The 25766-nt window shown below is 73.2% G+C and carries 28 protein-coding genes; 14 read left to right on the top strand and 14 right to left on the bottom strand.

The features are described 5' to 3' along the window. Nucleotides 1-19 precede the first annotated feature (19 nt). Nucleotides 20-2695 (top strand): lysylphosphatidylglycerol synthase transmembrane domain-containing protein, encoded by a 2676-nt coding sequence (locus ATL41_RS08665; RefSeq protein ID WP_098458121.1) that lies wholly within the window; start codon nucleotides 20-22, stop codon nucleotides 2693-2695. A 116-nt stretch (nucleotides 2696-2811) separates the two neighbouring features. On the opposite strand, the gene rpmF is transcribed toward ATL41_RS08665, so the two are convergent. Both rpmF and ATL41_RS08655 read right to left on the bottom strand, forming a co-directional pair. After that, nucleotides 2812-2982 (bottom strand): 50S ribosomal protein L32, encoded by a 171-nt coding sequence (gene rpmF / locus ATL41_RS08660; RefSeq protein WP_098458120.1) that lies wholly within the window; start codon nucleotides 2980-2982, stop codon nucleotides 2812-2814. A 199-nt stretch (nucleotides 2983-3181) separates the two neighbouring features. Next, nucleotides 3182-3463 (bottom strand): HU family DNA-binding protein, encoded by a 282-nt coding sequence (locus ATL41_RS08655; protein WP_098458119.1) that lies wholly within the window; start codon nucleotides 3461-3463, stop codon nucleotides 3182-3184. 340 nt (nucleotides 3464-3803) lie between these two features. On the opposite strand from ATL41_RS08655, the gene ATL41_RS08650 reads away from it, so the two are divergent. After that, nucleotides 3804-4181: an ATP-binding protein gene (locus ATL41_RS08650; protein ID WP_098458118.1), complete on the top strand. Its 378-nt coding sequence runs from the start codon at nucleotides 3804-3806 to the stop codon at nucleotides 4179-4181. A 129-nt stretch (nucleotides 4182-4310) separates the two neighbouring features. Here the strand turns inward: ATL41_RS08650 and ATL41_RS08645 are convergent, their stop codons facing one another. From ATL41_RS08645 to ATL41_RS08630, 4 genes are all read right to left on the bottom strand, one after another. Next, complete coding sequence (locus tag ATL41_RS08645) at nucleotides 4311-4883, bottom strand: TetR/AcrR family transcriptional regulator (protein ID WP_098458117.1); 573 nt, start codon at nucleotides 4881-4883, stop codon at nucleotides 4311-4313. A 115-nt stretch (nucleotides 4884-4998) separates the two neighbouring features. Continuing rightward, nucleotides 4999-5706, bottom strand: a complete 708-nt coding sequence (locus ATL41_RS08640) for an ABC transporter ATP-binding protein (protein WP_098458116.1) — start codon at nucleotides 5704-5706, stop codon at nucleotides 4999-5001. Continuing rightward, nucleotides 5703-6833, bottom strand: coding sequence for an ABC transporter permease (locus ATL41_RS08635; RefSeq protein ID WP_098458115.1), 1131 nt, complete (start codon nucleotides 6831-6833; stop codon nucleotides 5703-5705). Before ATL41_RS08635 ends, ATL41_RS08640 begins: the two co-directional genes overlap by 4 nt. A 117-nt stretch (nucleotides 6834-6950) precedes the next feature. Next, a complete protein-coding gene (locus ATL41_RS08630; RefSeq protein WP_098458114.1) occupies nucleotides 6951-8129 on the bottom strand; it encodes a MalY/PatB family protein in 1179 nt (392 codons plus the stop codon). A 55-nt stretch (nucleotides 8130-8184) separates the two neighbouring features. Here ATL41_RS08630 and ATL41_RS08625 point away from each other — a divergent pair, with 55 nt between their 5' ends. The 6 genes from ATL41_RS08625 to ATL41_RS08600 all read left to right on the top strand — a co-directional run bounded on the left by ATL41_RS08625 (nucleotide 8185) and on the right by ATL41_RS08600 (nucleotide 11776). Continuing rightward, entirely contained in the window at nucleotides 8185-9033 is an 849-nt protein-coding gene (locus ATL41_RS08625) for a Cof-type HAD-IIB family hydrolase (protein WP_098458113.1), read from the top strand. Nucleotides 9034-9085: 52 nt separating this feature from the next. After that, the gene (locus tag ATL41_RS08620; protein ID WP_098458112.1) at nucleotides 9086-9430 is read left to right on the top strand and encodes a PadR family transcriptional regulator; all 345 of its coding nucleotides are present in this window, start codon (nucleotides 9086-9088) and stop codon (nucleotides 9428-9430) included. Further along, nucleotides 9427-10014, top strand: coding sequence for an HAAS signaling domain-containing protein (locus ATL41_RS08615; RefSeq protein ID WP_098458111.1), 588 nt, complete (start codon nucleotides 9427-9429; stop codon nucleotides 10012-10014). Before ATL41_RS08620 ends, ATL41_RS08615 begins: the two co-directional genes overlap by 4 nt. 46 nt (nucleotides 10015-10060) lie before the next feature. Continuing rightward, entirely contained in the window at nucleotides 10061-10345 is a 285-nt protein-coding gene (locus ATL41_RS08610) for a hypothetical protein (RefSeq protein ID WP_098458110.1), read from the top strand. A gap of 68 nt (nucleotides 10346-10413) precedes the next feature. Further along, nucleotides 10414-10992, top strand: a complete 579-nt coding sequence (locus ATL41_RS08605; protein ID WP_098458109.1) for a MarR family winged helix-turn-helix transcriptional regulator — start codon at nucleotides 10414-10416, stop codon at nucleotides 10990-10992. A gap of 124 nt (nucleotides 10993-11116) precedes the next feature. Then, nucleotides 11117-11776 (top strand): IMPACT family protein, encoded by a 660-nt coding sequence (locus ATL41_RS08600; protein ID WP_098458108.1) that lies wholly within the window; start codon nucleotides 11117-11119, stop codon nucleotides 11774-11776. Nucleotides 11777-11996: 220 nt separating this feature from the next. Here ATL41_RS08600 and ATL41_RS08595 read toward each other — a convergent pair whose 3' ends face one another. Beyond that, the gene (locus ATL41_RS08595; RefSeq protein ID WP_098458107.1) at nucleotides 11997-12305 is read right to left on the bottom strand and encodes a hypothetical protein; all 309 of its coding nucleotides are present in this window, start codon (nucleotides 12303-12305) and stop codon (nucleotides 11997-11999) included. Nucleotides 12306-12368: 63 nt separating this feature from the next. Between ATL41_RS08595 and ATL41_RS08590 the strand changes: the two genes are divergently transcribed. Both ATL41_RS08590 and ATL41_RS08585 read left to right on the top strand, forming a co-directional pair. Further along, on the top strand, nucleotides 12369-13073 hold the full coding sequence (locus tag ATL41_RS08590; RefSeq protein ID WP_098458106.1) for an AzlC family ABC transporter permease: 705 nt from the start codon (nucleotides 12369-12371) through the stop codon (nucleotides 13071-13073). Next, nucleotides 13066-13392 (top strand): branched-chain amino acid transporter permease, encoded by a 327-nt coding sequence (locus ATL41_RS08585; RefSeq protein WP_098458105.1) that lies wholly within the window; start codon nucleotides 13066-13068, stop codon nucleotides 13390-13392. Before ATL41_RS08590 ends, ATL41_RS08585 begins: the two co-directional genes overlap by 8 nt. Nucleotides 13393-13456: 64 nt before the next feature. On the opposite strand, the gene ATL41_RS08580 is transcribed toward ATL41_RS08585, so the two are convergent. Then, entirely contained in the window at nucleotides 13457-14032 is a 576-nt protein-coding gene (locus ATL41_RS08580; RefSeq protein ID WP_098458104.1) for a YdeI/OmpD-associated family protein, read from the bottom strand. A 106-nt stretch (nucleotides 14033-14138) separates the two neighbouring features. Here ATL41_RS08580 and ATL41_RS08575 point away from each other — a divergent pair, with 106 nt between their 5' ends. Next, nucleotides 14139-14933, top strand: a complete 795-nt coding sequence (locus tag ATL41_RS08575; RefSeq protein ID WP_098458103.1) for a VOC family protein — start codon at nucleotides 14139-14141, stop codon at nucleotides 14931-14933. Between the two features lie 4 nt (nucleotides 14934-14937). Here the strand turns inward: ATL41_RS08575 and ATL41_RS08570 are convergent, their stop codons facing one another. From ATL41_RS08570 to ATL41_RS08560, 3 genes are all read right to left on the bottom strand, one after another. Then, a complete protein-coding gene (locus ATL41_RS08570; protein ID WP_098458102.1) occupies nucleotides 14938-15963 on the bottom strand; it encodes an asparaginase in 1026 nt (341 codons plus the stop codon). A gap of 34 nt (nucleotides 15964-15997) precedes the next feature. Next, nucleotides 15998-18535, bottom strand: coding sequence for a glycoside hydrolase family 31 protein (locus tag ATL41_RS08565; RefSeq protein ID WP_098458101.1), 2538 nt, complete (start codon nucleotides 18533-18535; stop codon nucleotides 15998-16000). A gap of 72 nt (nucleotides 18536-18607) precedes the next feature. Continuing rightward, a complete protein-coding gene (locus ATL41_RS08560; protein WP_098458100.1) occupies nucleotides 18608-19798 on the bottom strand; it encodes an acetyl-CoA C-acetyltransferase in 1191 nt (396 codons plus the stop codon). Between the two features lie 83 nt (nucleotides 19799-19881). Between ATL41_RS08560 and ATL41_RS08555 the strand changes: the two genes are divergently transcribed. The 3 genes from ATL41_RS08555 to ATL41_RS08545 all read left to right on the top strand — a co-directional run bounded on the left by ATL41_RS08555 (nucleotide 19882) and on the right by ATL41_RS08545 (nucleotide 23090). Next, nucleotides 19882-20433: a GNAT family N-acetyltransferase gene (locus ATL41_RS08555; protein ID WP_098458099.1), complete on the top strand. Its 552-nt coding sequence runs from the start codon at nucleotides 19882-19884 to the stop codon at nucleotides 20431-20433. An 80-nt stretch (nucleotides 20434-20513) separates the two neighbouring features. Next, nucleotides 20514-21797 carry a M18 family aminopeptidase gene (locus ATL41_RS08550; RefSeq protein WP_098458098.1) on the top strand — a complete coding sequence of 428 codons (1284 nt, stop codon included), beginning with the start codon at nucleotides 20514-20516 and terminating at the stop codon, nucleotides 21795-21797. Between the two features lie 546 nt (nucleotides 21798-22343). Continuing rightward, nucleotides 22344-23090 carry a hypothetical protein gene (locus ATL41_RS08545; protein WP_098458097.1) on the top strand — a complete coding sequence of 249 codons (747 nt, stop codon included), beginning with the start codon at nucleotides 22344-22346 and terminating at the stop codon, nucleotides 23088-23090. 90 nt (nucleotides 23091-23180) lie between these two features. On the opposite strand, the gene ATL41_RS08540 is transcribed toward ATL41_RS08545, so the two are convergent. The 3 genes from ATL41_RS08540 to ATL41_RS08530 all read right to left on the bottom strand — a co-directional run bounded on the left by ATL41_RS08540 (nucleotide 23181) and on the right by ATL41_RS08530 (nucleotide 25766). Continuing rightward, nucleotides 23181-23597 (bottom strand): NUDIX hydrolase, encoded by a 417-nt coding sequence (locus tag ATL41_RS08540; RefSeq protein ID WP_181010237.1) that lies wholly within the window; start codon nucleotides 23595-23597, stop codon nucleotides 23181-23183. Between the two features lie 466 nt (nucleotides 23598-24063). After that, entirely contained in the window at nucleotides 24064-24870 is an 807-nt protein-coding gene (locus ATL41_RS08535; protein WP_098458096.1) for a hypothetical protein, read from the bottom strand. Next, entirely contained in the window at nucleotides 24867-25766 is a 900-nt protein-coding gene (locus tag ATL41_RS08530; RefSeq protein ID WP_098458095.1) for an ABC transporter ATP-binding protein, read from the bottom strand. The genes ATL41_RS08535 and ATL41_RS08530 overlap by 4 nt, the downstream gene beginning before the upstream one ends.

The raw sequence follows: 25766 nt of genomic DNA, 5'->3' as shown, positions 1-25766 counted from the left end.
CCGCCCTAGACTCGGACCCATGCCGCACACGTTCGACGACCACGGGACGGCCGACGCTCCCGCGCCGGACGTGCCTCGTCCCGCACCCGAGAGGCGCACCCGCACGGTCGGCGACCCTGACCATGACCGCCTCCCCGGAATCGGCGAGCCCGGCTACGTCCGCCTCGTCGACGCCCCGTCCGACCGCGTGCGCCGCCCGCAGGACCTCGTCGCGATCACGCTGTGCCTGCTCGGCATCGGCGTCATCCTGCTCCTGACCGTCTTCGCCCACGCGACGACCGTCGGCGTGCAGCAGGACGTCCAGGGCTTCTCGCGGCTCCTCGGCCGCATCCTGCTCTTCCCGGTCGCGATCCTCGAGAGCATCGTCATCCTCGTCGTGCCGCTCGCCGTCGTCGTCGACCTGTCGGTGCGGCGGCTCGGGCGTCAGCTCGTCGAGTCGCTCACCGCCGCCGGCGTCAGCCTCGTGCTCGCGCTCCTCGCGTACGTCCTGCTCGAAACCCTCTCGTCGGACGAGCTGCGCTCCGGCCTGTCGATCATCCAGGGCGGCGTCGCGACGCTCTCCCTGCCCGCGTTCGTCGCCGCGATCTCCGGCCTGCTCACGGGCTCCGGCCCGCGCACCCGACGCCGCACCGTCGGCTGGTCGTGGAACCTGCTGTGGGTCACGATCATCGTCTTCCTCATCACCGCGCAGGTCTCCTTGCCGGGCGTCGCGATCATGCTGCTCGTCGGCCGCATCGGCGGCCTCGGCGTCCGCTACGTCTCGGGCGTGCGCTCCGAGCGCGCGCACGGCGCGGAGCTGGTCGACGGCGTGCGGCGCGCCGGGTTCGACCCGCTCAGCATCGTGCGCGTCCGCGACCTCACGGACGCCCCCGACGACGTCGAACGCTCCGTCAGCCCGCAGGGCACCGTGTCCGAGCCGCAGCCGATCCCGCGGTCGGGCCCGTGGTGGTCCGGCAGCGCCGTCGGCACGGTCGTCGGCACGCCCGACGCGTCGTCGTTCGACCCGTCGGCGCTCGCGCTCCTGCGCTCCGCCGACCACCGCGTCTACGCCCTCACGACGGCCGACCGCGACCGCCTCGACGTCGTCGTGCTCGACGGCGAGCGGCAGGTCCTCGGCTTCCTCACCCGGGCGTGGCGTTCCCTGCGCATGCGCGGCCTCGAGGGTCGCTCGGCGATCTCGCTGCGCTCCGTCGCGGAGCGCGCCGCCCTGCTCATGCACGCCGCGCGCGCGGCAGGCGTCCGCACGCCCGAGCTGCTCGGCGTCGCCGAGTCCGCCGACTCGATGCTGCTCGTCCAGGAGCACGCCGCCGGCACGGTCTCGCTGCGCGACCTCGAGTGCGAGGCGCTCACCGACGAGGTCCTGCACGAGTGCTGGCGCCAGCTCCTGCGCGCGCACTCCGTCGGCCTCGCCCACCGCTCCCTGACCGCCGACGTCGTCCTCGTCGCGCAGACCGACGGTGAGCCCCAGGTGTGGCTCACCGGCTGGGAGAACGGCGACATCGCGTCATCGACGCTCGCGCGCCGCATGGACCTCACGCAGATGCTCACGCTGCTCGCGCTGCGCGTCGGCCCCGAGCGCGCTCTCGCCTCCGCGGGAGAACTCGTCGACGACGCGCTCATCGAGTCGCTCGGCCCTCTCCTGCAGACCGTGGCGCTTCCGCGCTCCACACGCGAGGAGATCCGCTCCTCCAAGAGCCCGGTGCTCAACGAGCTGCGGACCGAGATCGCGCAGCGCCTCCCGGAGGCGAACCTCGAGCCGGAACGGCTCGTGCGCTTCGGGGCCCGCACGATCATCACCGTGACGCTCACGCTCGTCGCCGTGATCGTCGTCGTCACGAAGCTCAACTTCCAGCAGATCACCGAGGCCGTCGCGACCGCGAACCCCTGGTGGGCGCTCGTGTGCTTCGCCGCCGGCACGATCACCTGGCTCGGTGCCGCCCTCGGCTTCCTCGCCTTCTCGCCCGTGCGCATCGGCGTGTGGCGGGCGACGCTCACCCAGGCCGCGTCGTCGTACGTCGCCCTCGCCGCCCCCGCGGGCATCGGGTCCGCCGCGCTCAACCTGCGCCTGCTGACTCGCCGAGGGGTGTCAGGGGCGCTCGCCGGCGCGACCGTCGCGCTGGTGCAGGTGTCGCAGGTGGTCGTCACCGTCGTGCTGCTCGCCGTGCTCGCGGTCGTCAGCGGCGACCGCGGCCTGCTGCGCGCCCTGCCGTCGGCGCCCGTCCTCGTCGCTGTCGGGATCCTCGGCGTGCTCATCGCGGCCGTCATGCTCGTGCCGCAGCTCCGCCGGTGGATCCTCGCCAAGGTCGAGCCCCTGTGGGCGCAGACGTGGCCGCGCCTGTCGTCGGTGTTCTCCGACCCGAAGCGTCTCCTCGTCGCGCTGCTCGGCAACTCGATCCTGACGCTCGGCCTCGTGTTCGCCTTCGACGCCGCCCTGCGGGCCTTCGGACAGTCGGTCTCCCTGATCGACGTCGCCGTGATCTACCTGATCGGCAACACCGTCGGTGCGGCCGCACCCACCCCGGGCGGTGTCGGCGCGATCGAGCTCGTGCTCGCGGGCTCCCTCACCGCCACGGCAAGCGTTCCCGCCGGTATCGCCGCGACCGTCGTCATGCTGTTCCGCTTCATGACGTACTGGGTGCGCATCCCGATCGGCTGGGTGGCCATGCACCACCTGCAGAAGAAGGGCGACCTCTAGGCGCGGCCCCTGCCAGGTCCCGCGGCCGCAGCGGCGGTCGACCCTCCCGACATGACGAAGGCCCCCGATCCATACGGATCGGGGGCCTTCGACGAAGACTGTTCGGTGCGCGAGGCTCAGGCCTCGACGGCCACCAGGCCACGCTGCGCGCCCTTGACCAGACGACGCGGGATACGGACGGTCTGGCCGTCGACGCGAGCCTCGACGAGCTGCGTCTCGGTCGCCTTCCACTGCGAGCGGCGGGCACGGGTGTTGGAGCGGGACATCTTCCGCTTCGGAACTGCCATGATCGTCCTTTCTCGGGTTGAAACCTTGCTCCGGCACAGCGAGCTAAGGGCCCGGGGAGCGGTCACTGATCGCCTCATCGTACGGGGGCCGCAGAACCACGGTCAAATTGCGCGGACCGTGACCTGCACGACTGTCCCGGCACGCAGAGGCCCCGCCACCGGTCAGGACCGGGGACGGGGCCTCTGGCGGTTGCGTGCCTTACTTGGCGACGGCCTTCTTCAGCAGCGAGCCGGCCGAGATCTTGACGCCGTAGCCAGCGGGGATCTGGATCTCCTCGCCCGTGCGCGGGTTGCGGCCCGTGCGAGCGGCGCGCTCGACGCGCTCGACGGAGAGCAGGCCGGTGACCTTGACGGCCTCGCCGGCGGCGAGCGACTCGATCAGGACCTCCTGCAGCGCGGCGACGGCCTTGTCAGCGTCAGCCTTGGTCAGGTCAGCCTTGGCGGCGATGGCCGAGACGAGGTCAGAGCGGTTGAGCGACATGCGATTCCCTTCATCGGGTCACGCCACGGCAGGGACGTCGCGGCGAGCTGTGGACTAACTGTGCCTGCCGTTCGGCGGGACATGGTCAAGCGTAGGGAATCATGCCTGAAATCGCGGGATCCCGCGAAATCTGGCCCCTTCGTGTCACCACGGTACGTCACGGGGCCCGTCAAGCCCGCCGACGCGCCGACCGTGACGCGCCCGCCCAGGGCCTCCTCCGATGTCTCGAGTTGCGGCGGCACCCTCGCCACGAAACCCTGAGGGCACGAAAGCGAGGCGCCCACGGTTAGGATCAGCCAGACCGCAGGCGGCGCCGCACGGCGCGGAAGGGAGGCACCGCATGCAGCACGCGCTCGAGATCGAGCCGCACTTCGCAGCGATCGCGCCCGCACGCCGATGGGCCCACGACCTCCTGTCGGAGGCCGGGATCGAGGGCGAGACCCTCAACGTGATGATCCTGCTGGTCAGCGAGGTCGTGACGAACGCGGTAGCGCACGCCGTGCCTCCTGTCTCCCTCGTCATCGACGTCGACGACGAGCGCGCACGCGTCGAGGTGCGCGACTGCGCCCGCGACCTGCCGATCATCAAGCACCCGCCGCCCACGCAGCCGGGCGGACGCGGGGTCGCCCTCGTGGACATGCTCGCGACACGCTGGGGCGTCGCCTACGACGAGCTCGACGGTCAGCTCAAGTCCGTCTGGTTCGAGGTCGCTCGCTAGACATCGCTCAGAGCACCGACGGCCGGTGCCGGCTCAGCCGGCACCGGCCGTCTCGTGCTTCCGAAAGGTCGCGCAGGTGCGGCCGAGAGGCCCTAGCGCCTACGCGGCGCGGGCCACGGCAGCGGGACGTCAGCCGCGCGCGCTGAGCGCGAGCACGGCCTCGACGCGAGTCATGACCGCGCCGACGCTCTCCCCCGCGTCCACCTGCTTCGAGGCGGCCAGCACGACGGCGTTGACGAGCTCCGCCGCACGGTCGGGGTCGCTGATGCCCATCTGGTCGAGCGTGCGCGCGAGCGGCTCGAGCATCTCCCGGTGCATCGCGGCGCTGCGCAGCGCCACGACAGGCTGCGGGGCGATCGCGCTGAGCGCGGCCGCGATCTCGTGCTCGCCGCCCGACACGAGCTCGAGGTTGGCCCGTGCGTAGGCGAGGACGGCGTCGCGCGGGCTCGCAGCGGCCGCGACGACCTGGGCGATGCGGGCCGACCACCGCGGGAACACGTCCGCGACGACAGCCTCGACGAGCTCCTCGCGCGACTTGAAGTACTGGTAGAGGCTCGGCCGTGCGAGCCCGGCCCGTGCAGCGACCTGCGCGAGCGTGAAGTTCGCCCCGTGCTCCGCCACGAGCTCACGGGCGGCGTCGAGCAGCGCCCGCTGCTGTGCCGCGCGGTGCTCTGCAAGCGTCGCGGCGTTGATCCTCGGCATGTGCCCTCCTTCGGGGCTATTGGACCATGCACGACGCCGACCACCCCGAAGGGCGGTCGGCGTCGGCCAGGCGAGCTGGCGGCCTGGGGGCCGTCAGCGGTCGGCGTGGGAGCCGTCAGCGGGCGGCAGGCGCTCCGAGCGACCCGTCGACCATCTCGAGGACCCGCGAGCAGTGCTCGAGGACGTCGTGGTCGTGCGTGACCATGAGCGCGCCAGCACCGAACGAGCCGACCTCCCTCGCGAGGAGCTCGACGACCTCGTGGCTGCGCGCCCGGTCGAGGGCCGCGGTCGGCTCGTCGACGAGGAGCAGCGCCGGGCTGGTCATGAACGCACGGGCGATGCCCACGCGCTGACGCTCTCCACCGGACAGCTCGTGCGGGCGGCGGTCGGCCTTGTGGCTCATGGACACCGCGTCGAGGAGCTCGCGCGGGTCGCGGGCCCGCGGGTCGTCCTCCTTCATGCCCGCGATCTTGAGCGCGAGCCTGAGCTGGTCGAGGCACGTGAGCGCGGGGATGAGGTTCCCGGACTGGAACACGAAGCCGATGCGCTCGCGGCGCAGGCGCGCCTTGGCGCTCGCGTCGGACGTGCCGAGGTCGACGCCGTCGAGCCGGACCTCGCCCTGGTCGGGCGTGATCAGTGCGCCGGCGACGGCGAGGAGCGAGGACTTGCCGGATCCGGAGGGACCAACGACGGCGACGAGCTCGCCGGTGGCGACGTCGAGGTCGACGTTGTCGAGCGCCGTGACGGTCGAGTCGCCGTCACCGTGCTGCAGGGTGACGCCCCGCAGCTCGAGGACGGAGCGGGACTGGGTGGAGTCGTTCATCGCTGCCCTCCCAGGGCGGTCAGGGGGTCGACGGAGGTGATGCGGACGACGGCGGCGGCGGCGCCGATCATGCCGAGCACGGCCAGGAGGACCGCGGCGATCGTAAGGTCCGGTGCCTGGAGCGCGAACGGCATCGACGTGCCCTGCAGGAGAGCGCCGAGCCCGATGCCGACCGCGAAACCGATGCCGATCGCGCCCACGAGGAGCAGCGCGGCCTGGCCGAGGCTGTCGGCGAGGAGGAACTTGCGGTTCGCGCCCATCGCACGCATGACGGCGATCTCGTGGCGGCGCTGGATCGTCCAGACGGTGAAGAACGCGCCCACGACGAGCGCCGAGATCGCGTACAGGAACACCTGGATGAGCATGAGCGTGGCGGTCTCGGCCGAGTAGCCCGGCGAGGCGCCGAACGAGGCCTTGAGGGTGCGGGTCACGGTGCCGACGGCGGCGTCGGCAGCCTCGGCGTCAAAGTCGTCGGTGACGCGCAGCGCGGCTGCGGTCGTGACGTCCGGGACCTCGGCGTCAGCTGCGACGGTGACGTCGCCGCCTGCGTGCAGCGCCTGCCAGGTGGACAGCGGGAGGTACGCGATGTCGACGTGGCCGAACGTGTGCTGCTCGGGCAGGATGCCGACGACGGTCAGCGTGCGGTCGAGACGCTCGAGGGTGACCTGGTCACCGAGCTCGAGGCCGACGTCCTTCGCGGTCGAGGAGACGACGATGCCGTCGGCCTGGCCGACGAGCTCGCCCTCGGCGACGGCGGTCGGGGCGACGAACGAGCCCGGCTCGACGCCGACCAGGGTGAGGTCGACGGGCTGGCCGCCCTCGTCCTCCTTGGCGTTGGCGAGCATGAGGCCGTAGGGGGCGGCCTCGGCGACACCCGGCTGCTGGGCGATCTGGTCGACCTGCTCGACATCGATGATGGAGCGGGTGAAGGCGGCGTCCGTCTTGGTGCCTCCTGCGAACGAGAAGTGCGTGACGGGGAGCTGCTTGAGACCGGAGACGCCGTCGTTGACGAGGCCGGCGGAGAGACCGGACAGAAGGACGACGAGGACGGAGACGAGCGCGATGACCGCGCCCATGAGCGCGAAGCGGGTGCGCGCGAATCGTAGCTCGCGCAGTGCGAGGAACATGGAGGACCCTTCGGGTTGCCGACGTGGTGTTGTCAAACTTACCAACGCCTCGTCGGCACCGGGAGCGGAAGCGGGTGACTCCTCCGTCACACCCCGTCCGGGACGGGGCCGCGACCGTCAGGCGCGGTGGGCCGCAGCCACCTCGCCCATCCGCTCGAACGCCTCGGTGAGCACGTCCACGCGCGTCGCACAGTTGACCCGCACGTGCCCCTCCCCGCCCGGGCCGAAGTCCAGGCCGCGCCCCAGCGCGACGCGCCCCTCCTTGAGGAATGCGTGCGCCGGGTCGTCCCCGAGCCCCGCACCGTCCGGGCCTGCGGCCCGCAGGTCGACCCAGCCCAGGTACGTCGCCTCGGGCACGCGGACGCGCGCCCCCGGCAGGTGCTCGCCCACGAGCCCGACGAAGAGGTCACGGCGCCGCGCGAGCGCGGGCAGCAGCTCGTCGAGCCACGCCCCGCCGTCCCGGTACGCGGCCGCGTGCGCGACCATGCTCACGTGCCCGACGGCGTCGCCCAGGTGCGTCGGGACGCGGCCCAGCACGTCCCGGGCCTCGTCGCCCGCGACGAGCAACGCGGACTTGAAGCCCGCGAGGTTCCACGTCTTCGCAGCGGAGTGCACCGCGAGCCCACGCGGGTCCACCTCGAGGTACGGCACGTAGGCGGGCGAGCCCGGCAGGACGAGCGGCGCGTGCGCCTCGTCCGAGACGACCCGCACGTCGTGACGCGCGGCGACGTCCGCGAGCGCGGCGAGCTCCGCGCGCGTGTGCACGACGCCCGTGGGGTTGTGCGGGTTGCACAGCAGCAGGGCGATCCCTTCACCGGGCCCCACCTCGGCGCGCACGCGCGCGGCCGTCGCGTCGATCGCGTCGACGTCGAGCCGACCCTCGCGCAGCAGGACGGTCTCGACCCGGCGGCCGGAGCCCTCGGTGTACCAGCGGAAGGGGCCGTAGACGGGAGTCGGGACGATGACGACGCCGCCGGGCGGCGTCACGGCTGCGACGGCGGTCTGGACCGCCGTCATGACGTCGGTGAGCTGCCGCACCGCCGTAGCGTCGACCGTCCAGCCCCAGCGCCGCATCGCGAAGCCGGTGAACGCCGCCGTGAGCGCGCCGTCCTCTGGCGGGTAGCCGACGTCGTGCGCGTCGAGGAGGGCGCGGACCGCCTCCCGGACGGGCTCCGCGACCGGCACGTCCATCTCAGCGACCCACAGGGGGAGCACGTCGTGGGGGTAGTGGCTCCAGCGGACGCTCGCCCGCGCACGGAGCTGGTCGACGGTGAGCACCTCGAGAAGGTCGTCCATGGCCTCGACGGTATCGCGCGACCCGGCCGCGGCCGCGAGCAGGCATGCTTGAGGCATGCCCGGCACCACCGCACCCGTCCGCCTGATCGCCTCCGACGTCGACGGGACCCTCCTCACCCCCGACCACCGCATCTCCCCTGAGGTGAAGGCAGCGGTCGCCGAGGCGACGTCGGCGGGCGTCTCGGTCGTGCTCGCGTCGGCACGCGGACCGCTCGCGATGCGGCACCTCGTCGAGGAGCTCGGCCTGCTCGACGTCCCGGGAGCGCCGCTCGCAGGCTGCGTCGTCGCGTTCCAGGGGGCGCTCGTCGGGCAGTTCCACGCCGACGGGACGTTCACCGAGCTGCACTCGACGCGGCTCGACCACGAGGTCGCGCGGACGATCGTCGAGCAGGTCGTCGCGGCGGAGCACGTCGCCAACTGGTACGACGGCGCGGGCTGGTTCCCGTCCCGTTGGGACGGGTACGGCGAGTGGGAGCAGAAGGCGACCGGGCAGGCCCCGGCCGGACTGCTGGGCGCGGCGCAGCTCGCGCCGGGCTCCCCCGGGCCGCACAAGCTCATGGTGCCGCCCGCGAAGGGGCTGCCGGACCTGGTGCCCGGGCTCGCGGCGGCGCTGCCCGAGGGCTGCGACGCGTTCCTGTCGGGCGAGCACTACCTCGAGGTCGTCGCGCCGGGGGTCGACAAGTCGACGGGGATCGACCAGCTCGCCGCCGACCTGGGGATCGCGCGTGACGAGATGGCGGCAGTGGGCGACGGCCCGAACGACCTCGGGATGTTCGCGCACGTGGGCACGTCGGTCGCGATGGCGAACGCGTCGGCCGCGGTACAGGCGAAGGCGACGTGGGTGACGTCGTCGAACGTCGAGGACGGGCTCGCCGCGGCGATCCGCCGGATGCTCGCGGGCTGAAGCACCCAGGACACCCTTGTGGGCTCTCTCGCGCCCGGCTACCTTGTGACGCATGGAACCCGGTGACGAATCCATCCTGTCGCACCTGCGACGCGGGAGCGTCGAGTACTGCGTGCTCGCCCTCCTGCGCGACGGCGAGGCCTACGGCCTCGACATCGGCGCACGCCTGAGCGCCGACGGCGTCCTCATGAACGGCGAAGGCACCCTCTACCCGCTCCTCGCACGCCTGCGCCGCCAAGGTCTCGTCGAGACCTCGTGGCGCGAGTCGCCGTCGGGCCCGCCCCGCCGCTACTACTCGCTCACCCCCGCCGGCCAGCAGTCCCTCCACCAGTTCACGACCGTCTGGAACCAGTTCCGCGACGCGGTCGACTCCGCACTCCTCGGGAGCCACACATGACCGAAGCCCAGCAGCACCCGCTCGAGCCCGCGCTCGCCGCCCGCGTCGACCGGTACCTCGACGACCTCGGCCGGATGCTCGCCACCGCATCACCGGTCGACCGCGCCGACGCCCTCGGCTCCGTCCGCGAGCACCTCGACGACGCCCTCGCGTCGCTCGGGCGCCCCGCGACCGACGACGACATCACCGCGATCCTCAGCCAGCTCGGCACCCCCGAAGACGTCGCCGCAGGGCTGCTCGAGTCCGGCATCGTCGACGCTACGCCGCCCGCACAACCCGCGCCCAGGCCGACGCGCGAGCCCGGCGACAACAGCGCCGTCGGCTCCCTCGTCGCCGGCATCGCCGCCCTGCTCCTGCCGTTCATCGGCGTCGCGTTCGGCGCGGTCGCGATCATCCTCGGTCGGTCCGCCCGCCGCGACGGCACGAGCCGCGGCGGCTCCGCGACCGCCGGCATGTGGCTCGGCGGCATCGCGATCGCCCTCAACGTCCTCGTCGTGCTCGGCCTCGTCGGGACGATGACGCTCCGCTCGAGCGGCGCCAACGAGATCACCGGCCAGGAGATCGTCCTCCAGGACGAAAGCTGACAGGCACCTCTTGCCGCGAGGGCCGTCAGGCACCAAGGTGGGGCGCATGCCCACCACCCCGGAGCCGACGACCCTCGCGCACGGCCGCAACCGGACCGACGAGCGGCTCGCCGGTGCGACGGTCGCCGTCGGAGCGCTCGCGGGAGCGACGAGCCTCCTCACCGTCGTGCCCCTCGCGCTCGCGGCCCTCGCCGTCGTGCTGTGCGTCGTCGTGCGCCACCGCAGCCGCGCCCTCGGGGCGCGACGCACCGCGCTCACCGGAGCGCTCGTCGGCGGCGCCGGAGCCGCCGTGAACCTGCTCCTCGTGGTGCTCCCCCGCCTCGCCGCCTGATCTCCACCGTTCCTCCCAGCGACCTCACAGGCCTTCGTGCCACGCTCGTGAGCATGGACAGTGACACAGTGGCCACCTCCCAGAACGAGCTGCACCTCGCGCCGGGCACCGTCGCCCTCGTGCGCGACACGGTCCGCAGCGAACCGACCTCCCCGCACGGAGACTTCGCGACCACGCTCGCGATCCTCGACCGCGTCGACCGTCTCAAGGCCCTCGGGGACACGCTCCTCCAGCTCGTCGAGCAGGAGTCCGGCCTGCGCCGCAGCGAGCTCGCGCTCCTCGACGCGCTCCAGGCCGTCGACAGCGAGCACGACGACCACCCGCGCCGCCTCGGCCGCGCCGTCGGCATGACGACCGACGCCGTCGTCGCGACCGCCGAGTCCCTCGCCGCGCGCGGCCTCGTCGGCATCGTGCACGACGACGCCGGACGCGCCGCCGCGATCCACCTCACCGACGCAGGCCGCGCCGTCCTCACGCAGGCCGAGGCCGTGCAGATCCGCGCGACCGACGCCGCCGTCCGCGAGGTCGGCCCCGAGGGCAGCCGCCGCGCGCTCGCCGTGCTCGACCAGATCATCGGCGCCATGTCGCCGCTCGCGCCCGCCGTCGAGCTGTGCGCACCCGAGAACCGGATGCTGCCCGGAGCCTGAGGCTCGGCGCGCGGGACGGCCCGCAACCGCGCGCGTCACCGGTGCGCCCGGCCGTGTCGCCCCCAACGCCGCCTCAGCTGCGCGCACGCGCAGGGCGGCCCGCGGCGGCTGGGATGATGAGACGGTGACCGGCACGAGAGAACCCGAGGCGCTGCCCTCGACCGTCGCCGGGACCACCGTCCACGAGCTCGTCATCAAGAAGTCCCGCTTCATCGCGCGCGCCGTGCACGTCGCCTCGGTCGCGGAGGCCGACGCGGTCGTCGCCGCCGTCCGCAAGGAGTTCTGGGACGCGCGGCACTCGTGCGTCGCGCTCGTCGTCGGCACGCACGCCGACCAGCAGCGCTCCTCCGACGACGGCGAACCCTCCGGCACCGCCGGCATCCCCATGCTCGAGGTGCTGCGGCACCGGAACATGACCGACGTCGTCACGGTCGTCACGCGCTACTTCGGCGGGATCCTGCTCGGTGCGGGCGGGCTCGTGCGCGCCTACTCGTCGGCCGTCTCCGAGACGCTCGACCGCGCGCCGATCGTCCGACGCGCGCTGCTCGACGAGGTGCTCGTCGACGTCCCGCACGCCGAGGCCGGCCGCATCGAGCACGTCCTGCGCGACTGGGTGACGCACCACGACGCGGTGCTCGACGACGTCGCGTACGCCTCGTCGGTGACGTTCACCCTGCTCGTCCCCGCCCGGTCGCGCGCCGCGCTCGACACGACGCTCGCGACCGCGAGCGCGGGGACGCTCGAGGCGCTCCACGTCGGCACCCGCGTCGCCGACCTGCCCTGACCGCGTCGCCAAGAAGCACCCGTCGCCGAGAAGCACCCATCGCCGAGGTAGGGGCTTGCGCGCGCGGTAGGTCCCTGCAGGGACCTACCTCGCGTCGAAGGCCCTACCTCGCGGAAGCTGGGCCCCCTCCCGGGCCGGGCCTGACGAGAAGAGGACGCCCCTCGGGAACGGGAGGCCCTACCTCGCGGGAAGGGCCCTGCCTCGCGGGCGACGTCGTCCGCTAGTACGTGTCGCGGGGCGGGTCGACCGGGTAGAAGCGGCCGCCGTAGCGGCGCGTGACCGTCGTGCCGCGGGCCTGGGCGACGAGATTCGTGCGCGCCCGCACGAGCTCGGCGACGCGGAACGCCTCGGCATCGTCGTCGGCGATGTAGCGCACGGTGATGCGCGGCATGCCGTGCCGGATCGCGAGGTCCCACGACTCCGCCGTCGTGAGCTCGCGGGCGGCGTCGACCGCCGCTGGCAGCACGTCCTCGGGCGAACGCCCGACCCGCATGTCGCCGATCAGCAGGGTCACGCGGTAGGAGGGCACGCCTCACCCTAACGAGCGTGGAACGTGCCCGACGGCGCGGCCCGGCGGAGGTAGCGTGACCGCATGTCCGCCGACCCCGCCCCCGCCTACCCGGCGTGGCGGGCCGCCCTCGGCGACACCGCCGCCGTCGGCTTCGGGCTGTTCCCGCTCGGCGTCGCGTTCGGCGTCCTGCTCGTCCAGTCGGGCTTCGCGTGGTGGTGGGCGCCGATCTTCTCGTTCACGATCTACGCCGGCTCGCTCGAGTTCCTCGCCGTCGGGCTGCTGCTCGCGGTGACGCCGCTCGCGTCGATCGCGGTGACGACGTTCCTCGTGAACTTCCGGCACGTGTTCTACGCGCTGTCCTTCCCCCTGCACCAGGTCCGCGGTCCGCTGCGCCGCCTGTACGCGATGTACGCGCTGACCGACGAGACGTACGCGGTGGTCGCGACGCGCGCACCGGGCAGCCTGTCGGGCGCGCGCATCCTGTGGATCCAGGTGCTGTGCCAGGCGTACTGGGTCGGCGGCGGCGTCACCGGCGCCCTCGTGGGCGGCGTGCTGCCGGACGTCCCCGGCATCAGCTTCGCGCTCACCGCGCTGTTCGCGGTGCTCGCGATCGACGCGTTCCGCGCCCACCGGGACGTGCCCGCACCGATCATCGCCGTCGCGTGCGCGCTCGGCGCGCAGCTCGTCGCCCCCGACTACATGCTCGTCGTCGCGATGACGACGTTCGTCGTCGTGCTCGGGCTGCACTTCCTCCTCGCCGGACGGCGGGAGGTGCCGGATGCCTGACGTCGGCTACATCGCCGCCGCGCTCGGCGTCTTCCTCGTGGTGACGTTCGCGCTGCGGGCCGCGCCGTTCCTCGTCGTCGAGCGGCTGCGCGAGTCGCGCGCCGTCGGGTGGCTCGGCGCCCGCATGCCGGTGGGGATCATGGTGATCCTCGTGATCTACACGCTCCGCGACCCTGCCGGGACGACGGCGCCGCGGGGCCTCGTCGAGGCGGTCGCCCTCGCCGTCACGGTCGGACTGCACCTGTGGCGGCGCAACGCGCTGCTGAGCATCGTGGGCGGCACCGCCGTGTACGCGGCGCTGCTGGTCGCCCTCGGCTGAGGCGGGTACGGCCGCGAGACGTGCGCGACGGCGGCGACGACCGCGCAACGACACGCACCGCGCCTCACACGGGCTTCTCGCCCGACGCCGTCCGCTCGACGAACTTCGCGATCTTGCGCGCCCGGGACGCCTCGCCGCGCAGCATCGCGAGCTCCGTGAGCGCCATCTTCCGCACGCTGCGCGAGCACGCGTCCCACGTCGCACGCGCCTCGGGGACGGCGTCGAGCGCGACCGCGAGCTCGGGCGGCTCCTCGAGCCGCTCGGGCCCGTCGAGAACCGTCCACATCCCCGACAGCTTGGCGGCCGCGATGACCGCGCGACCGGCGTCGGTCATGAGGCCTTCGGCCTCGAGCATCTCGACGCGCGCCTTGTTGGAGGCTGCCCACATCGAGCGACCCTTGCGGGGCGTGAACCACTGCAGCGACCTCTCGCCCTCGTACGGGCGGGCGCGGCCGTCGATCCAGCCGAAGCAGAGCGCCTCGAGGACGGCAGCCTCGTAACCGAGGCCCGTGCTCGCCGACGCGCCGCGCGCGAGGACGACCCACACGCCGTCGGACACGGCGTGCTGATCCTCCAGCCAGGCACGCCATGCCGCGCGGCTGCCCGGGTCGATCATCGGAGCGGCATCGAGGTCGGCCATGCCCGTCACGCTAGCCGGGCCCGCCGACAGCGCTGAGGTGCAGCCCCCTACGCCGTCGTGCCGTGACCCTCGCAACGTGAGAGGTCTCCGAGCAAAGGCGCCTCCCATGACCGTGCGCACGACCTTCCACACCGGCTCCCCCGTCTGGATCGACCTCGACACCTCCGACCCCGACCGGGCGCGGGCCTTCTACTCCGCGCTCTTCGGCTGGGACTACGAGATCGGCGGGCCGGAGTACGGCGGGTACACGCAGATCCTCAAGGACGGGCACCGCATCGGTGGGGTCATGCAGCACCAGGGCGACGGGCCGGCGGACACGTGGTCCGTGTACCTCGCGGTGACCGACGTCGGCGCGGCGGCCTCACGTGTCGCGACCGTCGGCGGGGAGGTCATCGTCGAGCCCATGCCCATCCCGGGCATGGGAAGGTTCGCATTCTTCGTCGACCCTGGCGGCGGCGCGATCGGCGCGTGGCAGGCCGACGGTCTGCAGGGCTTCGACCTCGAGGAGGTGCACGGCGCCCCCGCGTGGTGCGAGGAGATGAACCGCGACTTCCGTCGCTCGCTCGACTTCTACCGGCACGTCTTCGAGTGGAACGTCGACCTCATGTCCGACACCGACGACTTCCGGTACGCCCGCCACATGGTCGACGGCGAACCGCAGGCCGGTCTCATGGATGCCGCCCGCTGGCTGCCCGACGGCGCGCCGAGCGCCTGGTACGTCTACTTCCTGGTCGACGACGCGGACGCCGCAGTCGGGACCGTCGTCGAGCACGGCGGCTCGGTCGTCAAGGAGCCCGAGGAGACCGGCTTCGGGCGGCTCGCCGTCGTGCGCGACCCGCTCGGCGCCGAGATGAAGCTCGTCGCCCGCAACGCCGAGGGCCAGGAGCGCATCCCGACCTGACGAGTCAGGACTCGGCGTAGCGTGCGAACGCCCGCTGCAGCTCCGTCCCGGTGAGACCCGTGGCGACGAGGAGCATCAGGAGCAGCCTCGCCTTCGCGGGCGTGAGCACGCCAGCCGGCATCACACCGCGCTCGATCAGGTCGATCTCGCCGCCCTCGTAGCCGTACGTGTGCGTGAACACCGGGCCCACGCCGGTCCGCGAGCACAGCACCACGGGCAGCCCCTCGGCTGCCATCGCGACGTTCTCGACCGCGGCCGCCGGCACGTGACCGGCGCCCATCGCGACGAGCACGACGCCGTCGTACCCCAGGTCCGCGAGCGCGGGCAGGACGGCGAGGTCGTCGCCGAGACCGGCCGTCACGACCGCGACCCGCGCGGGCGGCCCGGACGGGATCTCGAACGGCGGCAGCGGGCGCGGCGCCGAGCCGAGGCGCACCCGACCCTCCGCGACGACACCGACCGGCCCGAACGGCTCGGACGTGAACGCATCGACCCGGAAGGTCGACGTCTTGGTGACCCAGCGCGCCGCATGCAGGCGGTCGGCGAAGGCGACGAGCACCCCGCGACCGCGCACGTCGTGGCTCGCCGCGGCCCGCAGCGCCGCGACGACGTTCGCCGCGCCGTCGGGCCCCGGCGCCGAGCGGTCGCGCATCGCGCCCGTCACCACGACGGGCACCTCGTCGGCCGCGCCGACGAGGTCGAGCGCGAACGCCGTCTCCTCGATCGTGTCGGTGCCCTGCGCGACGACGACGCCGTCGACCCCGTCACCCTCCTCGACGAGGGCGGAGATGCGCGCCGCGAGGCCGCGCACGTCCGCGACCGTGAGCGACGGCGACGGCACCATCTGCGCCTCGACCGGCACGACCTCGATCCCGGGCACGAAGCGCGCGACCTCACGTGCGAAGGTCTGCGCCCCCGACACGGGCACGACGCCGCCGCCCCCGGCGTCAGGGCCAGGCGACGACGGCCCCTCACCGTCGAGCGGCTCCGAGCTGATCGTCCCGCCGAGGGTCACGAGTGCGATGCGCATGCGCCCATCTTCGCGCGCGGCGGCGCCGACGGCGTCACGCCCGCGCGAGCAGGACCTCCGTGATCGCACCCTCGAGCGCCGGCTCGAGGCCGAGCGCCTGCAGGTGCGAGACGCGCACCGAGAGCGGCTGATCCGACGTCGCGACCGAGCGCACGAGGTCCTTGAGGTCGTACTCGATGCGCGCGGCGTCGAGGATCTCGAAGACGAGCCGCGCGACGTCGTTCGCCGCGAGCGCCACCGGCCCGCCGTCGGCCGGGTGCAGCGTCACCTCGAGGCGCGCGTCCACGGGGACGTCCGCGACGGTCACCGCGAGGCCCCAACCACCAGCATCGCCCAGCAGGGGCGCACGAGCGTCGAGGCGGACGGGCACGTCGACGCCGTCGACCGTCGCCGTCGCGCTGCCGCCCCAGCCCAGGTCGACCGACGGGAACGTGAGCGTCCAGTCGCGACGCGCCGGCACGGCGCCGCGCGCGGCCTCCTCGTCGCCCGACACGGCCACGGGCCCGACGACGGCGCGCCCCTCCCCCTGCGCCCACGCGATCGGCGTGCGCACCGTCGGGAGGTCCGCGCGCTCGAGCGAGCCGTCGTCCTCCACGAGCTCGAACGAGCCGTCCGCACCGACGACGACGAGCACCTCGAGCGCCGCCGGCGCGGACGTGTCGTTGCCCGGGACGCGCGCGGCGTCGAGCGGCACGATCGCTCCCGACGGCGCGAGCACCGGGATCGAGCGCAGGTCGCGGTGCAGGCGCGCGACCCGGCCGCCGTCGTACGCGACGCCCGTCATCAGGTCGACCCACGTGCCGCCCGGCAGCCACGTGCTCGTCCGGCCGAGCCCCGTGCGCTGGTCGAGCTTCTCGGTGACCGGATGGACCATGAGCTGCGTGCCGAACGTGTACTGGTTCGGCGACGCGTACGCCTCGGGCGAGCGCGGGAACCGGTAGTACAGCGGCTCGACGAGCGGAGCGCCGTCGTACGCCGCGCGATGGTTCATCGTGTGCAGGTACGGCACCAGGCGGTGCCGCAGCCGCAGGAACTGCGTCTGCACCTCGCGCGCCTCGGGACCGAACGTCCACGGCTCCTTCTGGATGAACGGGTTCGCACCCGAGTGCAGGCGCATGATCGGCGAGAACACCCCGAGCTGCACCCACCGCGTCGCGAGCTCGTCGTCCTTGACGCCGTGCATGTGGCCGCCGATGTCGTGGCTCCACCAGCCGTAGCCGATGTTCGACGCGCACGCCGTGAAGTACGGCTGGAAGTCGAGCGACGCCCACGTGATCGACGTGTCGCCGCTGAAGCCGACCGGGTAGCGGTGCGAGCCCGGGCCCGCGTACCGCGAGAACGTCAGCGGGCGCACCTCCCGGCCGGAGCGCCGCCCGGCGGAGTCGAGGAAGTGGAAGTGGTTGAGCATCCACAGCGGGTCGATGCCCGGCACGCGCGAGTGCGGGCCCGACTGCCAGTCGAGCCACCAGAAGTCCACGCCGTCCGCCTCGAGGCGCCGGTGCAGGATGTCGAAGTACGCCGTCAGGAACTGTTCGTCCGTGACGTCGAACGCGATCGCGTCCTCGTTCGTGGTGTCCCGCCCGAGGGCCGCCGCCATCTCCGGGTACGCCTCCTCGAACGCGCGCACGCCGTCGGCCGGGTGCACGTTGAGCGTCACGCGCAGGTGGTGCTCGTGCAGCCAGTCGAGCAAGCCCTTCGGGTCCGGGAACAGGCCGCGGTTCCACGTGTAGCCAGTCCAGCCGGAGCCGAAGCGCTCCGGGATGTCGACGAGGTGCCAGTCCATGTCGATGACCGACACCGAGAACGGCAGGCCCTCCGCCTCGAACCGCTCCATGAGCTCGCGGTAGCCGTCGGCGGTGTACGGGTAGTAGCGGCTCCACCAGGAGCCGAGCGCGAAGCGCGGCAGCAGCGGCGTCGGCCCCGAGACCGCGTAGAACGCGCGGAGCGCCGCGGGGAAGTCGTCGCCGTACGCGAAGACGTACAGGTCGGTGCGCGAGCCGTCGCGCGGCGCGACCCAGCCGTCGTCGGTCAGCAGGAACGACGCCGAGTCGTCGAGCACCGCGAAGCCCGTCTGGGAGACGACGCCGTCCTCGAGCGGGACCGCGCCGTCAGCCGCGTCGAGCGTGCGGGCCGTCCCGGGCAGGCGCACGAGCCCAGCGGTGTTGCCCTCGTAGTCCCACGGCTCCTGGCCGTAGCGCCAGATCGAGTGGTACTGCGTCAGAGCGCCGCGCACCTGGACGCTCAGGCCCGCGGTCGTCAGGGGGCCGCGGTCGTAGACGAGGTGCAGGCGGTCGGTGATGACCTCGACGTGCGTGTCCGTCTCGACGACGCGGTAGTCCGGGACGGGCAGCGCGCGGTTGACCGCGAACGTCGACGCGCGGTCCTCGAACACGCCGTCCTCGGCGCGCTCGATCCGCACGAGGCCGTCCGTGAGGACGGTGATGCGCCACCGGTCGCCCTGCACGACGGCGTCCGCGTGGGCGACGGGCGACGTCCCGAGGGCGCGCAGCCCGGTCGGGTCGAGGGACTGCAGCGCGGTCGGCGTGCGGCGGGCGTCGGGGGTCTGCGGCATGGCTCTCTCCGGTCGGTCCAGGGTTCCGACCAGGCTAGCTGGCGCGTGCAGGGTGGGCCTGGTCGCGAGGTCCTACGCCTCGAGAAGCAGAGCCGTGCCTTGGCCTGTGCCGCCGCAGAGCGCGGCGACGGCGCGGCCCGAGCCGCGGCGGGAGAGCTCGTGCGCGAGATGCACGACGAGGCGCGCGCCCGAGGCGCCGAGCGGGTGCCCGAGCGAGATCGCGCCGCCGTGGACGTTGACCTTCTCGAGCGGGACTCCGAGCTGGCGCACGGAGTGCACGGCGACGGCGGCGAACGCCTCGTTGATCTCGAGCAGGTCGAGGTCCTCGACCTGCCAGCCCTCGGTCTCGAGCGCGCGCAGGACGGCGTTGCCGGGCTGCGGGGCGAGCGCGGGCGACGGGCCTGCGACCTCGGCGGCCGCCCGGAGCGTCGCGAGGACGGTCCAGCCCTTCTCCTCCGCGACGGAGCGGCGCGCGAGGACGACGGCGGCCGCGCCGTCGTTGATCGTCGACGAGTTGCCCGCCGTGAGCGTGCCGTCGGGGGCGAACGCGGGGCGCAGGCGGGCGAGCTTCTCCGGCGTCGTGTCGGGGCGGATGCCCTCGTCCTCGCTGACGACCGTGTCGCCGCCACGACCGGGCACGGCCACGGGGACGATCTCCTGGGCGAGGATGCCCTCGTCGCGGGCCTGCGCGGCGAGGCGGTGCGAGCGCGCGGCCACCTCGTCCTGCTCCTCGCGCGACGCGGGGTGGTCGGCGGTGCGGCGCTCGGTGTCGAGGCCCATGGCCTCGTGGCTCCACGCGTCGGACAGGCCGTCGTGCGCCATCGAGTCGACGGCGGTGACGTCGCCGTAGGTCCACCCGGCGCGCTGGCCGCGCAGGAGGTGCGGCGCCTGGGTCATGGACTCCATGCCGCCGGCGACGACGACGTCGACCTCGCCGCTGCGGATGCGGCGGGCGCCGTCGACGATCGCCGTGAGGCCGCTCAGGCACACCGTGTTGATCGTCACAGCGGGCACGTCCCAGCCGAGCCCCGCCGCGATCGCGGCCTGGCGGGCGGGCGCCTGACCGAGCCCGGCCTGCAGCACGTTGCCCATGAGGACGATGTCGACCGCGCCCGGGTCGATCGCTCCCTGCTCGAGCGCGCCGCGGATCGCTGCGGCTCCGAGGTCGATCGCGGTCAGGCTCGCGAAGGCGCCCTTGAGGCGTCCGTGGGGCGTGCGGGCTGCGGCGACGAGGACGACGTCCTCGGGTGCGGTCAGGGTCATGTCGTCTCCGGGGGTGGGGAGGGAACGTGGGCCGAAGGAGCCAGGTTGCCACGTCTGCGCGCGGTCCGTCGCATAATTGTCCGGTGCTCGTGACCCTCCGCCCCTGGACCTCGGACGACGCCGCCGACCTCATGGCGGCCCGTCAGGCCGACCCTGACCTGGACCGCCAGTTCGGTGACCGGCCGCAGTCCCTCGACGAGTACGAGCGGTTCATCGAGAACGAGCTGACGGTCGAGCCGGGCCAGGAGATCAGCCTCGCGATCGACGTGGACGGGCGCGCGATCGGCTGCGTCGGTGTCGCGTGCGAGCGTGGCGACAAGCCCGCCGACGGCGACCGCCGTGCGTGGGTGCACTACTGGACGGCCCCGGAGCACCGCGGCTCGGGCCTCGCGTCGCGGGCGTGCGCGTCCCTCGTCACCTACGCGTTCTCGCAGATGGGCGTGACGCGCGTCGAGCTCGGTCACCGGGCGGACAACGTCGCGTCGCGCCGGGTCGCGCTCAAGTCGGGGTTCACACCGTCGGACGACGGCGCCCCTGCACCGCGCAACAGCCGCGAGCGCTTCGCCGTCGAGTCGCACCAGCGCCACGCCTCCGACCCGGCGCCAGACCTCCGACCCATCCCGATCCTGCTCTGACGCCTCCTCGGCCCCACCGCCGCGTTCCGGCGCCCCACTGACATACCGGACACGAGGGACGCGAGTGCTTGGATAGACGCATGACCTCGCAGAACCTGGACGCGCACATCGACGACTTCGCCCGCTTCATCTCAGCGTCGCCGTCGTCGTTCCACGCCGCCGCCGAGGCGGCCCGCCGGCTCGACGACGCGGGCTTCACGCGGCTCGACGAGGCGGACGCGTGGGACCTCGGCGCGCACGTGCGCGCGTACGTCGTGCGCGACGGCGCGATCGTCGCGTGGGTGCGTCCCGCGTCGTCGGGCCCGACGACGCCGCTGCGCATCCTCGGCGCGCACACCGACTCCCCCGGCCTCAAGCTCAAGCCCTCGCCGACGACGACGTCGCACGGCTGGCTGCAGGCCGCCGTCGAGGTCTACGGCGGGCCGCTCCTCAACTCGTGGCTCGACCGCGAGCTCGAGCTCGCGGGCCGCATCGTCACGCGCGACGGCGCCGAGCACCTCGTGCGCACGGGCCCGTGGCTGCGCGTCCCGCAGCTCGCGATCCACCTGGACCGCTCGTCGAACGACGGCCTCAAGCTCGACAAGCAGCGCCACACGCAGCCGGTGTTCGGCGTCGAGAGCGACGGCGGCCCTGCCGCCGAGCGGGACGTCCTCGAGCAGCTCGCGAGCCTCGCGGGCGTCGCGGCGAGCGACGTCGTCGGCCACGACGTCATCACCGTCGACACGGCGCCGCCCGCGCGCTTCGGCGCAGGCCGCACCCTGTTCGCCGCGCCGCGCATGGACAACCTCACGTCCGTCCACGCAGGCCTCGTGGCGCTCCTCGACGCGCCCGACGACGCGGGCCACATCAGCGTCCTCGCCGCGTTCGACCACGAGGAGATCGGGTCGGAGTCCCGCTCGGGCGCGGCCGGACCGTTCCTCGCCGACGTGACCGCTCGCCTGTCAGGCGGCACGACGGAGGAGCTCGCGCGCATGTACGCCGCGTCGTGGTGCGTGTCGAGCGACGTCGGCCACGCGGTGCACCCGAACTACTCCGAGCGGCACGACCCGACGCACCACCCGCTGCCGGGCGGCGGGCCGCTGCTGAAGATCAACGCGAACCAGCGGTACGCGTCCGACGCGCACGGCGCCGCCCTGTGGTCGCGTGCGTGCGAGGCGGCGGGGACGACGGCACAGCCGTTCGTCTCGAACAACACGGTCCCATGCGGCTCGACGATCGGCCCGATCACCTCGGTCCGCCTCGGCATCCGCACGGTCGACGTCGGTGCTCCGCTGCTGTCGATGCACTCGGCGCGCGAGCTGATCCACGTGCGCGACGTCGTCGCGCTCTCGGGCGTGATCGCGGCGTTCTTCCGGGGCGTCTGACGGGGCCTTGCGCGAGGTGGCCGACTCCTCGTCAGGCCCCAGTCGCCCCCCGACGTCACCGTCGCCCCGCGAGGTCACCGTCGCCCCGTCAGGCCGCCGTCGCCCCGTCAGGCCGCCGTCGCCCCGCGAGGTAGGGGCTTGCACGCGAGGTAGGGGGCTGCACGCGAGGTAGGGCCCTGGACGGCCCTACCTCGCGTAGATGGCCCTACGTCGCGAGTCGGCACCGGGCCAGGAGCCGGGACCGAGCGACCGCTTTCGCGGCGGCGCGGCCCTCCTGCCCCCTGCCCCCTGGCACCCGCCCCCAGGTCCACAGGGAGCCACGGAGGGCTCCATCGGTACCGGAGCCATGAGCATCGTGGGTGCATGACCTCAGGCTCGTACGCCGTTCCGACCGTTCTCTTCAGCCGCGACCACCTGCCTTCCGACGTCGCCGCACGACGACGGACCGGCGAGTGGGTCCGCATCCGGCGTGGAGCCTCCATCGCGGCCCACCCCGCCGGAACCGACGCACACGAGCGCCGTGACCGCGAGCTTCGTGCAGCCCTGGTGGCACTGAGCGCTACGCTCGGCCCGCACGCGTGCTTCTCCCACACCACGGCCGCACTGCTGTGGGACCTCCCCACGTGGGGTACGTCGTCCAGGATTCACGTGACGTCAAGGAGCAGGTCGAGCGTCCGCCGCGGCGCCCCGGTCGCTCGACACGTCGCGCTCGTCCCCGATGACGAACGCACCGAGATCAGAGGGCTTCCCGCCACGACGCTCGCGCGGACCGTCGCCGACTGCGCCATGACGTCGTCGCCCGCGGAAGGGCTCGTCATCGCTGATGCGGCACTTCGATCAGGTGCTGACCCGGCCGAGGTCGCCGCGTTGCTCACCCGCCGGAGCGGGCGACGAGGAGTCCGCCTCGCCCGCGAGATCCTCGCGTGCGCCGACGTCGGCGCAGAGTCCCCGGGCGAGAGCCTCACGCGGCTGATCCTTCTCGCCGCAGGGTTCCCTCGCCCGACGACGCAGCTCGAGGTTCGCACGCATCTCGGCACCTTCCGCGCCGACATGGGGTGGGAGGAGTGGCGTCTCCTCATCGAGTACGACGGTCGCTCGAAGTACGCGGGCGCGGAGCTGGAGACGTTCATGCGGGAGAAGCGTCGAGCAGACGCCCTCGTAGAGGCAGGGTGGCGCCTGCTGCGTGTCACGAAGGAGGACCTTCGGGATCCCGACGTGCTCGTGACTCGGGTCCGTCGCATGGTCCGTGGCCCGATCCCGCACACCTCTCGGCCAGCGCTCCGGCTCCCCTGAGCCCCTCCGTCTCGCCGGGCTCGCCAAGAGTCCGGGAGTGCGGTCGGCTCCCCGCGACGGAGGCCCCCGCATGAGTGGCAGACACTTCTCTCAGTGCTGGGCGGCGCGCCTCGGCAGGACCGGGATGACGTGGTGCTGGAGCAGCGGCGCGAGGTCGTCGCGCTCCGACGCCGTCGCGGGGTCGAGCCACTGGAGCTCGGCGATCTCGGCGGCTGCCTCCGGCGTCGCGCCGTCGGGCAGTGGCGCGAGGTAGACGGTCGACGCGATGCGGGTGTCGGTCTCGTTCGCGGCGTCGGAGTCGAACGTCCCGAGCAGCTCGAGGTCCTCGAGCCGGATGCCCAGGCCGACCTCTTCCGCGACCTCGCGGACGGCAGCGGCGGCCGGGTCCTCACCCGGCTCGAGCTTGCCGCCGACGAGCATGAACTTCGACGTCCCGCTCTTGCGGACGGTGAGGATGCGGCCCTGCTCGTCGCGGAAGCAGACGGCGGAGATGACGAGCGTGACCATCACACCAGCCTACGACCGCCGCGAAGGGCGCTGGCGCTGGTCGGACCGGCGTCGTACCTCTCGCTCGAGCCGTGCCTCGGTGCCCGGCGTCCTACGACGGCGCTTCTGCTCGCTGCCCGCCCAGAGTGCCGCTCCCCTTCACCGAGGTAGGGCCGTCCGCTCGAGGTAGGGCGCTGCAAGGCCCTACCTCGAGCGGACGGCCCTACCTCGCGGGAAAGCCCCTACCTCGCGAGACGGCCCGACGGGGCCGCGCGGGCGGGGCAAAGCGACGCGGGCGGGCCAAGGCGGCGCGGGCGGGGCAAGGCGACGCGGGCGGGCCAAGGCGGCGCAGGCGGGGCAAAGCGACGCGGGCGGTGCACGGCGACGCGGCCGGCGCAGGACGGCGGGACGCCACGCAGCCGGGCGCTCCCCCTGCGGGCGCCCGGCTGCGGTCGGGTGCGGGTGCGCGCCAGGCCCCCGCGATCGGCTACTTGACCTCGCGGCGAGTGATCCGGAAGTGGCCGACGAGGTACGGCACGACAACCCAGATCGTCACCGTGACCGCGATCTTCGCCCACTGCTCGCCGGAGACCGGGTCGCCGCCGTAGAGCACGCCGGTCGCGATGTTGAGGTCGATCCAGCCGGCGATGTCACGCAGCCAGGACACGAGCTGCAGGACGAGCGTCAGCACCTGCGGCAGCACGTAGTAGACGACGAGCGCGAGCGGCGTGCTGAGGAAGAGCATGCCGAACGCCACGCCCTGCGCCACGACGAGCAGCTGCATGAACACGAGCGTGAACATCTCGAAGCCGTCGACCGACCAGTCAGCGGGCGCGAGGTCGAAGCCGATCGCAGCGAGGTGGGCGGCAGCGCCCAGGACGAACAGCGCGGCCGTGCACACGAGCGTCACGATGAACGCCGAGAGCATCTTCGCGACGCTCACCCGGCCGCGCCGCGGCTCCTGCGTGTACGTGGTCATGGCGGAGCGCTGGTTCCACTCGCTCGTCACCGCGATCACGCCGAGCGCGGGCAGGATCATCATCTGGATCGACGATGCACCCGTGACGAGCTCGGAGAACGTGAGCCACTCCGGGTCGGACGTCGCGAGGACGATGACGAAGCCGAGGATCGTCACGGCGGCGATCGCGATGAGCAGCCCGCGCCCGGCCCGGGTGTCGACGAGCTTGCGCAGCTCGGCCTGCATGAGACGGCGGAACGGGACGCCGGGCGCGCCGCTCGGCGGCACGGACCAGTCGGCGTGGGCCGACGGCGTGGTGAGGGTCGCGGCGCTCATGCCGCCACCTCCTCTCGTGCGGTCTCAGCAGTCAGGTTGAAGAACAGCTCCTCGAGCCCATGGTTCTGCGCGAGGGTGAGGTTCGTGAGCGCGATCGCGGCGTCGCGTGCGACGACGCCCACCTGCTCCGGCTGCGCCGACGTCGCGAGGCCGCCGCCCGCGTGGAGCGTGACCTCGAAGCCGCCGCGCTCGAGCGCGGTCGCGAGCGCGACGTCGTCGAGCGACGCGACGACCGAGCCGGGCACGCTCAGCAGCTCCTCCTTGGAACCCTGCGCGACGATCTTGCCGCCGCCGATGACGATGAGGTCGTCGGAGACCTCCTGCATCTCCAGGAGGAGGTGCGAGGAGAGCAGCACGGTGCCGCCCTGCTCCGCGAAGCCCGCGAGGAGCGAGCGCATCCAACGGATGCCCGCGGGGTCGAGGCCGTTGACCGGCTCGTCGAGAATGAGCACCTGCGGGTCGCCCAGGAGCGCGGTCGCGATGCCGAGGCGCTGGCGCATGCCGAGGGAGTAGTTGCGGACGCGGCGGCCCGCCTCCTTCGGGGTGAGACCGACGAGGTCGAGCATCTCGTCGACGCGCTTGCGGTCGGCGCCGACCATGATCGCGGCGAGGGTGAGCGTCTCCCGGCCCGTGCGGCCGGCGTGCTGGGCGGACGCGTCGAGCAGCACGCCGACGTGACGCGCGGGGTTGGGCAGCGCCGCGTAGGGCTTGCCGAGGACGGTGGCGGTGCCTGCGGTGGGCACGGTCAGGCCGCACATCATCCGCATGGCGGTGGACTTGCCGGCACCGTTCGGGCCGAGGAAGCCGGTGACGCGTCCGGGACGGACGGTGAACGACACGTCGTCGACGGCGGTGAAGCCGCCGTAACGCTTGGTGAGTCTCTCCACGGTGATCAT

This window comes from Flavimobilis soli, assembly GCF_002564025.1.
Taxonomy (GTDB): Bacteria; Actinomycetota; Actinomycetes; order Actinomycetales; family Cellulomonadaceae; genus Flavimobilis; species Flavimobilis soli.
Note: the sequence above shows the minus strand (reverse complement) of the source record. Positions and strands in the feature narration are given on the sequence as shown.

Coding starts and splice junctions, on each gene's coding strand:
- ATL41_RS08665 (WP_098458121.1), top strand. CDS start 20: ATGCCGCACACGTTCGACGACCACGGGACGGCCGACGCTCCCGCGCCG.
- ATL41_RS08535 (WP_098458096.1), bottom strand. CDS start 24,870: ATGAGCGCCGCGACCCTCACCACGCCGTCGGCCCACGCCGACTGGTCC.
- ATL41_RS08550 (WP_098458098.1), top strand. CDS start 20,514: ATGACCTCGCAGAACCTGGACGCGCACATCGACGACTTCGCCCGCTTC.
- ATL41_RS08570 (WP_098458102.1), bottom strand. CDS start 15,963: ATGCGCATCGCACTCGTGACCCTCGGCGGGACGATCAGCTCGGAGCCG.
- ATL41_RS08650 (WP_098458118.1), top strand. CDS start 3,804: ATGCAGCACGCGCTCGAGATCGAGCCGCACTTCGCAGCGATCGCGCCC.
- ATL41_RS08560 (WP_098458100.1), bottom strand. CDS start 19,798: ATGACCCTGACCGCACCCGAGGACGTCGTCCTCGTCGCCGCAGCCCGC.
- ATL41_RS08540 (WP_181010237.1), bottom strand. CDS start 23,597: ATGGTCACGCTCGTCATCTCCGCCGTCTGCTTCCGCGACGAGCAGGGC.
- ATL41_RS08630 (WP_098458114.1), bottom strand. CDS start 8,129: ATGGACGACCTTCTCGAGGTGCTCACCGTCGACCAGCTCCGTGCGCGG.
- ATL41_RS08530 (WP_098458095.1), bottom strand. CDS start 25,766: ATGATCACCGTGGAGAGACTCACCAAGCGTTACGGCGGCTTCACCGCC.
- ATL41_RS08620 (WP_098458112.1), top strand. CDS start 9,086: ATGGAACCCGGTGACGAATCCATCCTGTCGCACCTGCGACGCGGGAGC.
- ATL41_RS08580 (WP_098458104.1), bottom strand. CDS start 14,032: ATGGCCGACCTCGATGCCGCTCCGATGATCGACCCGGGCAGCCGCGCG.
- ATL41_RS08585 (WP_098458105.1), top strand. CDS start 13,066: ATGCCTGACGTCGGCTACATCGCCGCCGCGCTCGGCGTCTTCCTCGTG.
- ATL41_RS08625 (WP_098458113.1), top strand. CDS start 8,185: ATGCCCGGCACCACCGCACCCGTCCGCCTGATCGCCTCCGACGTCGAC.
- ATL41_RS08590 (WP_098458106.1), top strand. CDS start 12,369: ATGTCCGCCGACCCCGCCCCCGCCTACCCGGCGTGGCGGGCCGCCCTC.
- ATL41_RS08610 (WP_098458110.1), top strand. CDS start 10,061: ATGCCCACCACCCCGGAGCCGACGACCCTCGCGCACGGCCGCAACCGG.
- ATL41_RS08565 (WP_098458101.1), bottom strand. CDS start 18,535: ATGCCGCAGACCCCCGACGCCCGCCGCACGCCGACCGCGCTGCAGTCC.
- ATL41_RS08575 (WP_098458103.1), top strand. CDS start 14,139: ATGACCGTGCGCACGACCTTCCACACCGGCTCCCCCGTCTGGATCGAC.
- ATL41_RS08635 (WP_098458115.1), bottom strand. CDS start 6,833: ATGTTCCTCGCACTGCGCGAGCTACGATTCGCGCGCACCCGCTTCGCG.
- ATL41_RS08655 (WP_098458119.1), bottom strand. CDS start 3,463: ATGTCGCTCAACCGCTCTGACCTCGTCTCGGCCATCGCCGCCAAGGCT.
- ATL41_RS08615 (WP_098458111.1), top strand. CDS start 9,427: ATGACCGAAGCCCAGCAGCACCCGCTCGAGCCCGCGCTCGCCGCCCGC.
- rpmF (WP_098458120.1), bottom strand. CDS start 2,982: ATGGCAGTTCCGAAGCGGAAGATGTCCCGCTCCAACACCCGTGCCCGC.
- ATL41_RS08640 (WP_098458116.1), bottom strand. CDS start 5,706: ATGAACGACTCCACCCAGTCCCGCTCCGTCCTCGAGCTGCGGGGCGTC.
- ATL41_RS08645 (WP_098458117.1), bottom strand. CDS start 4,883: ATGCCGAGGATCAACGCCGCGACGCTTGCAGAGCACCGCGCGGCACAG.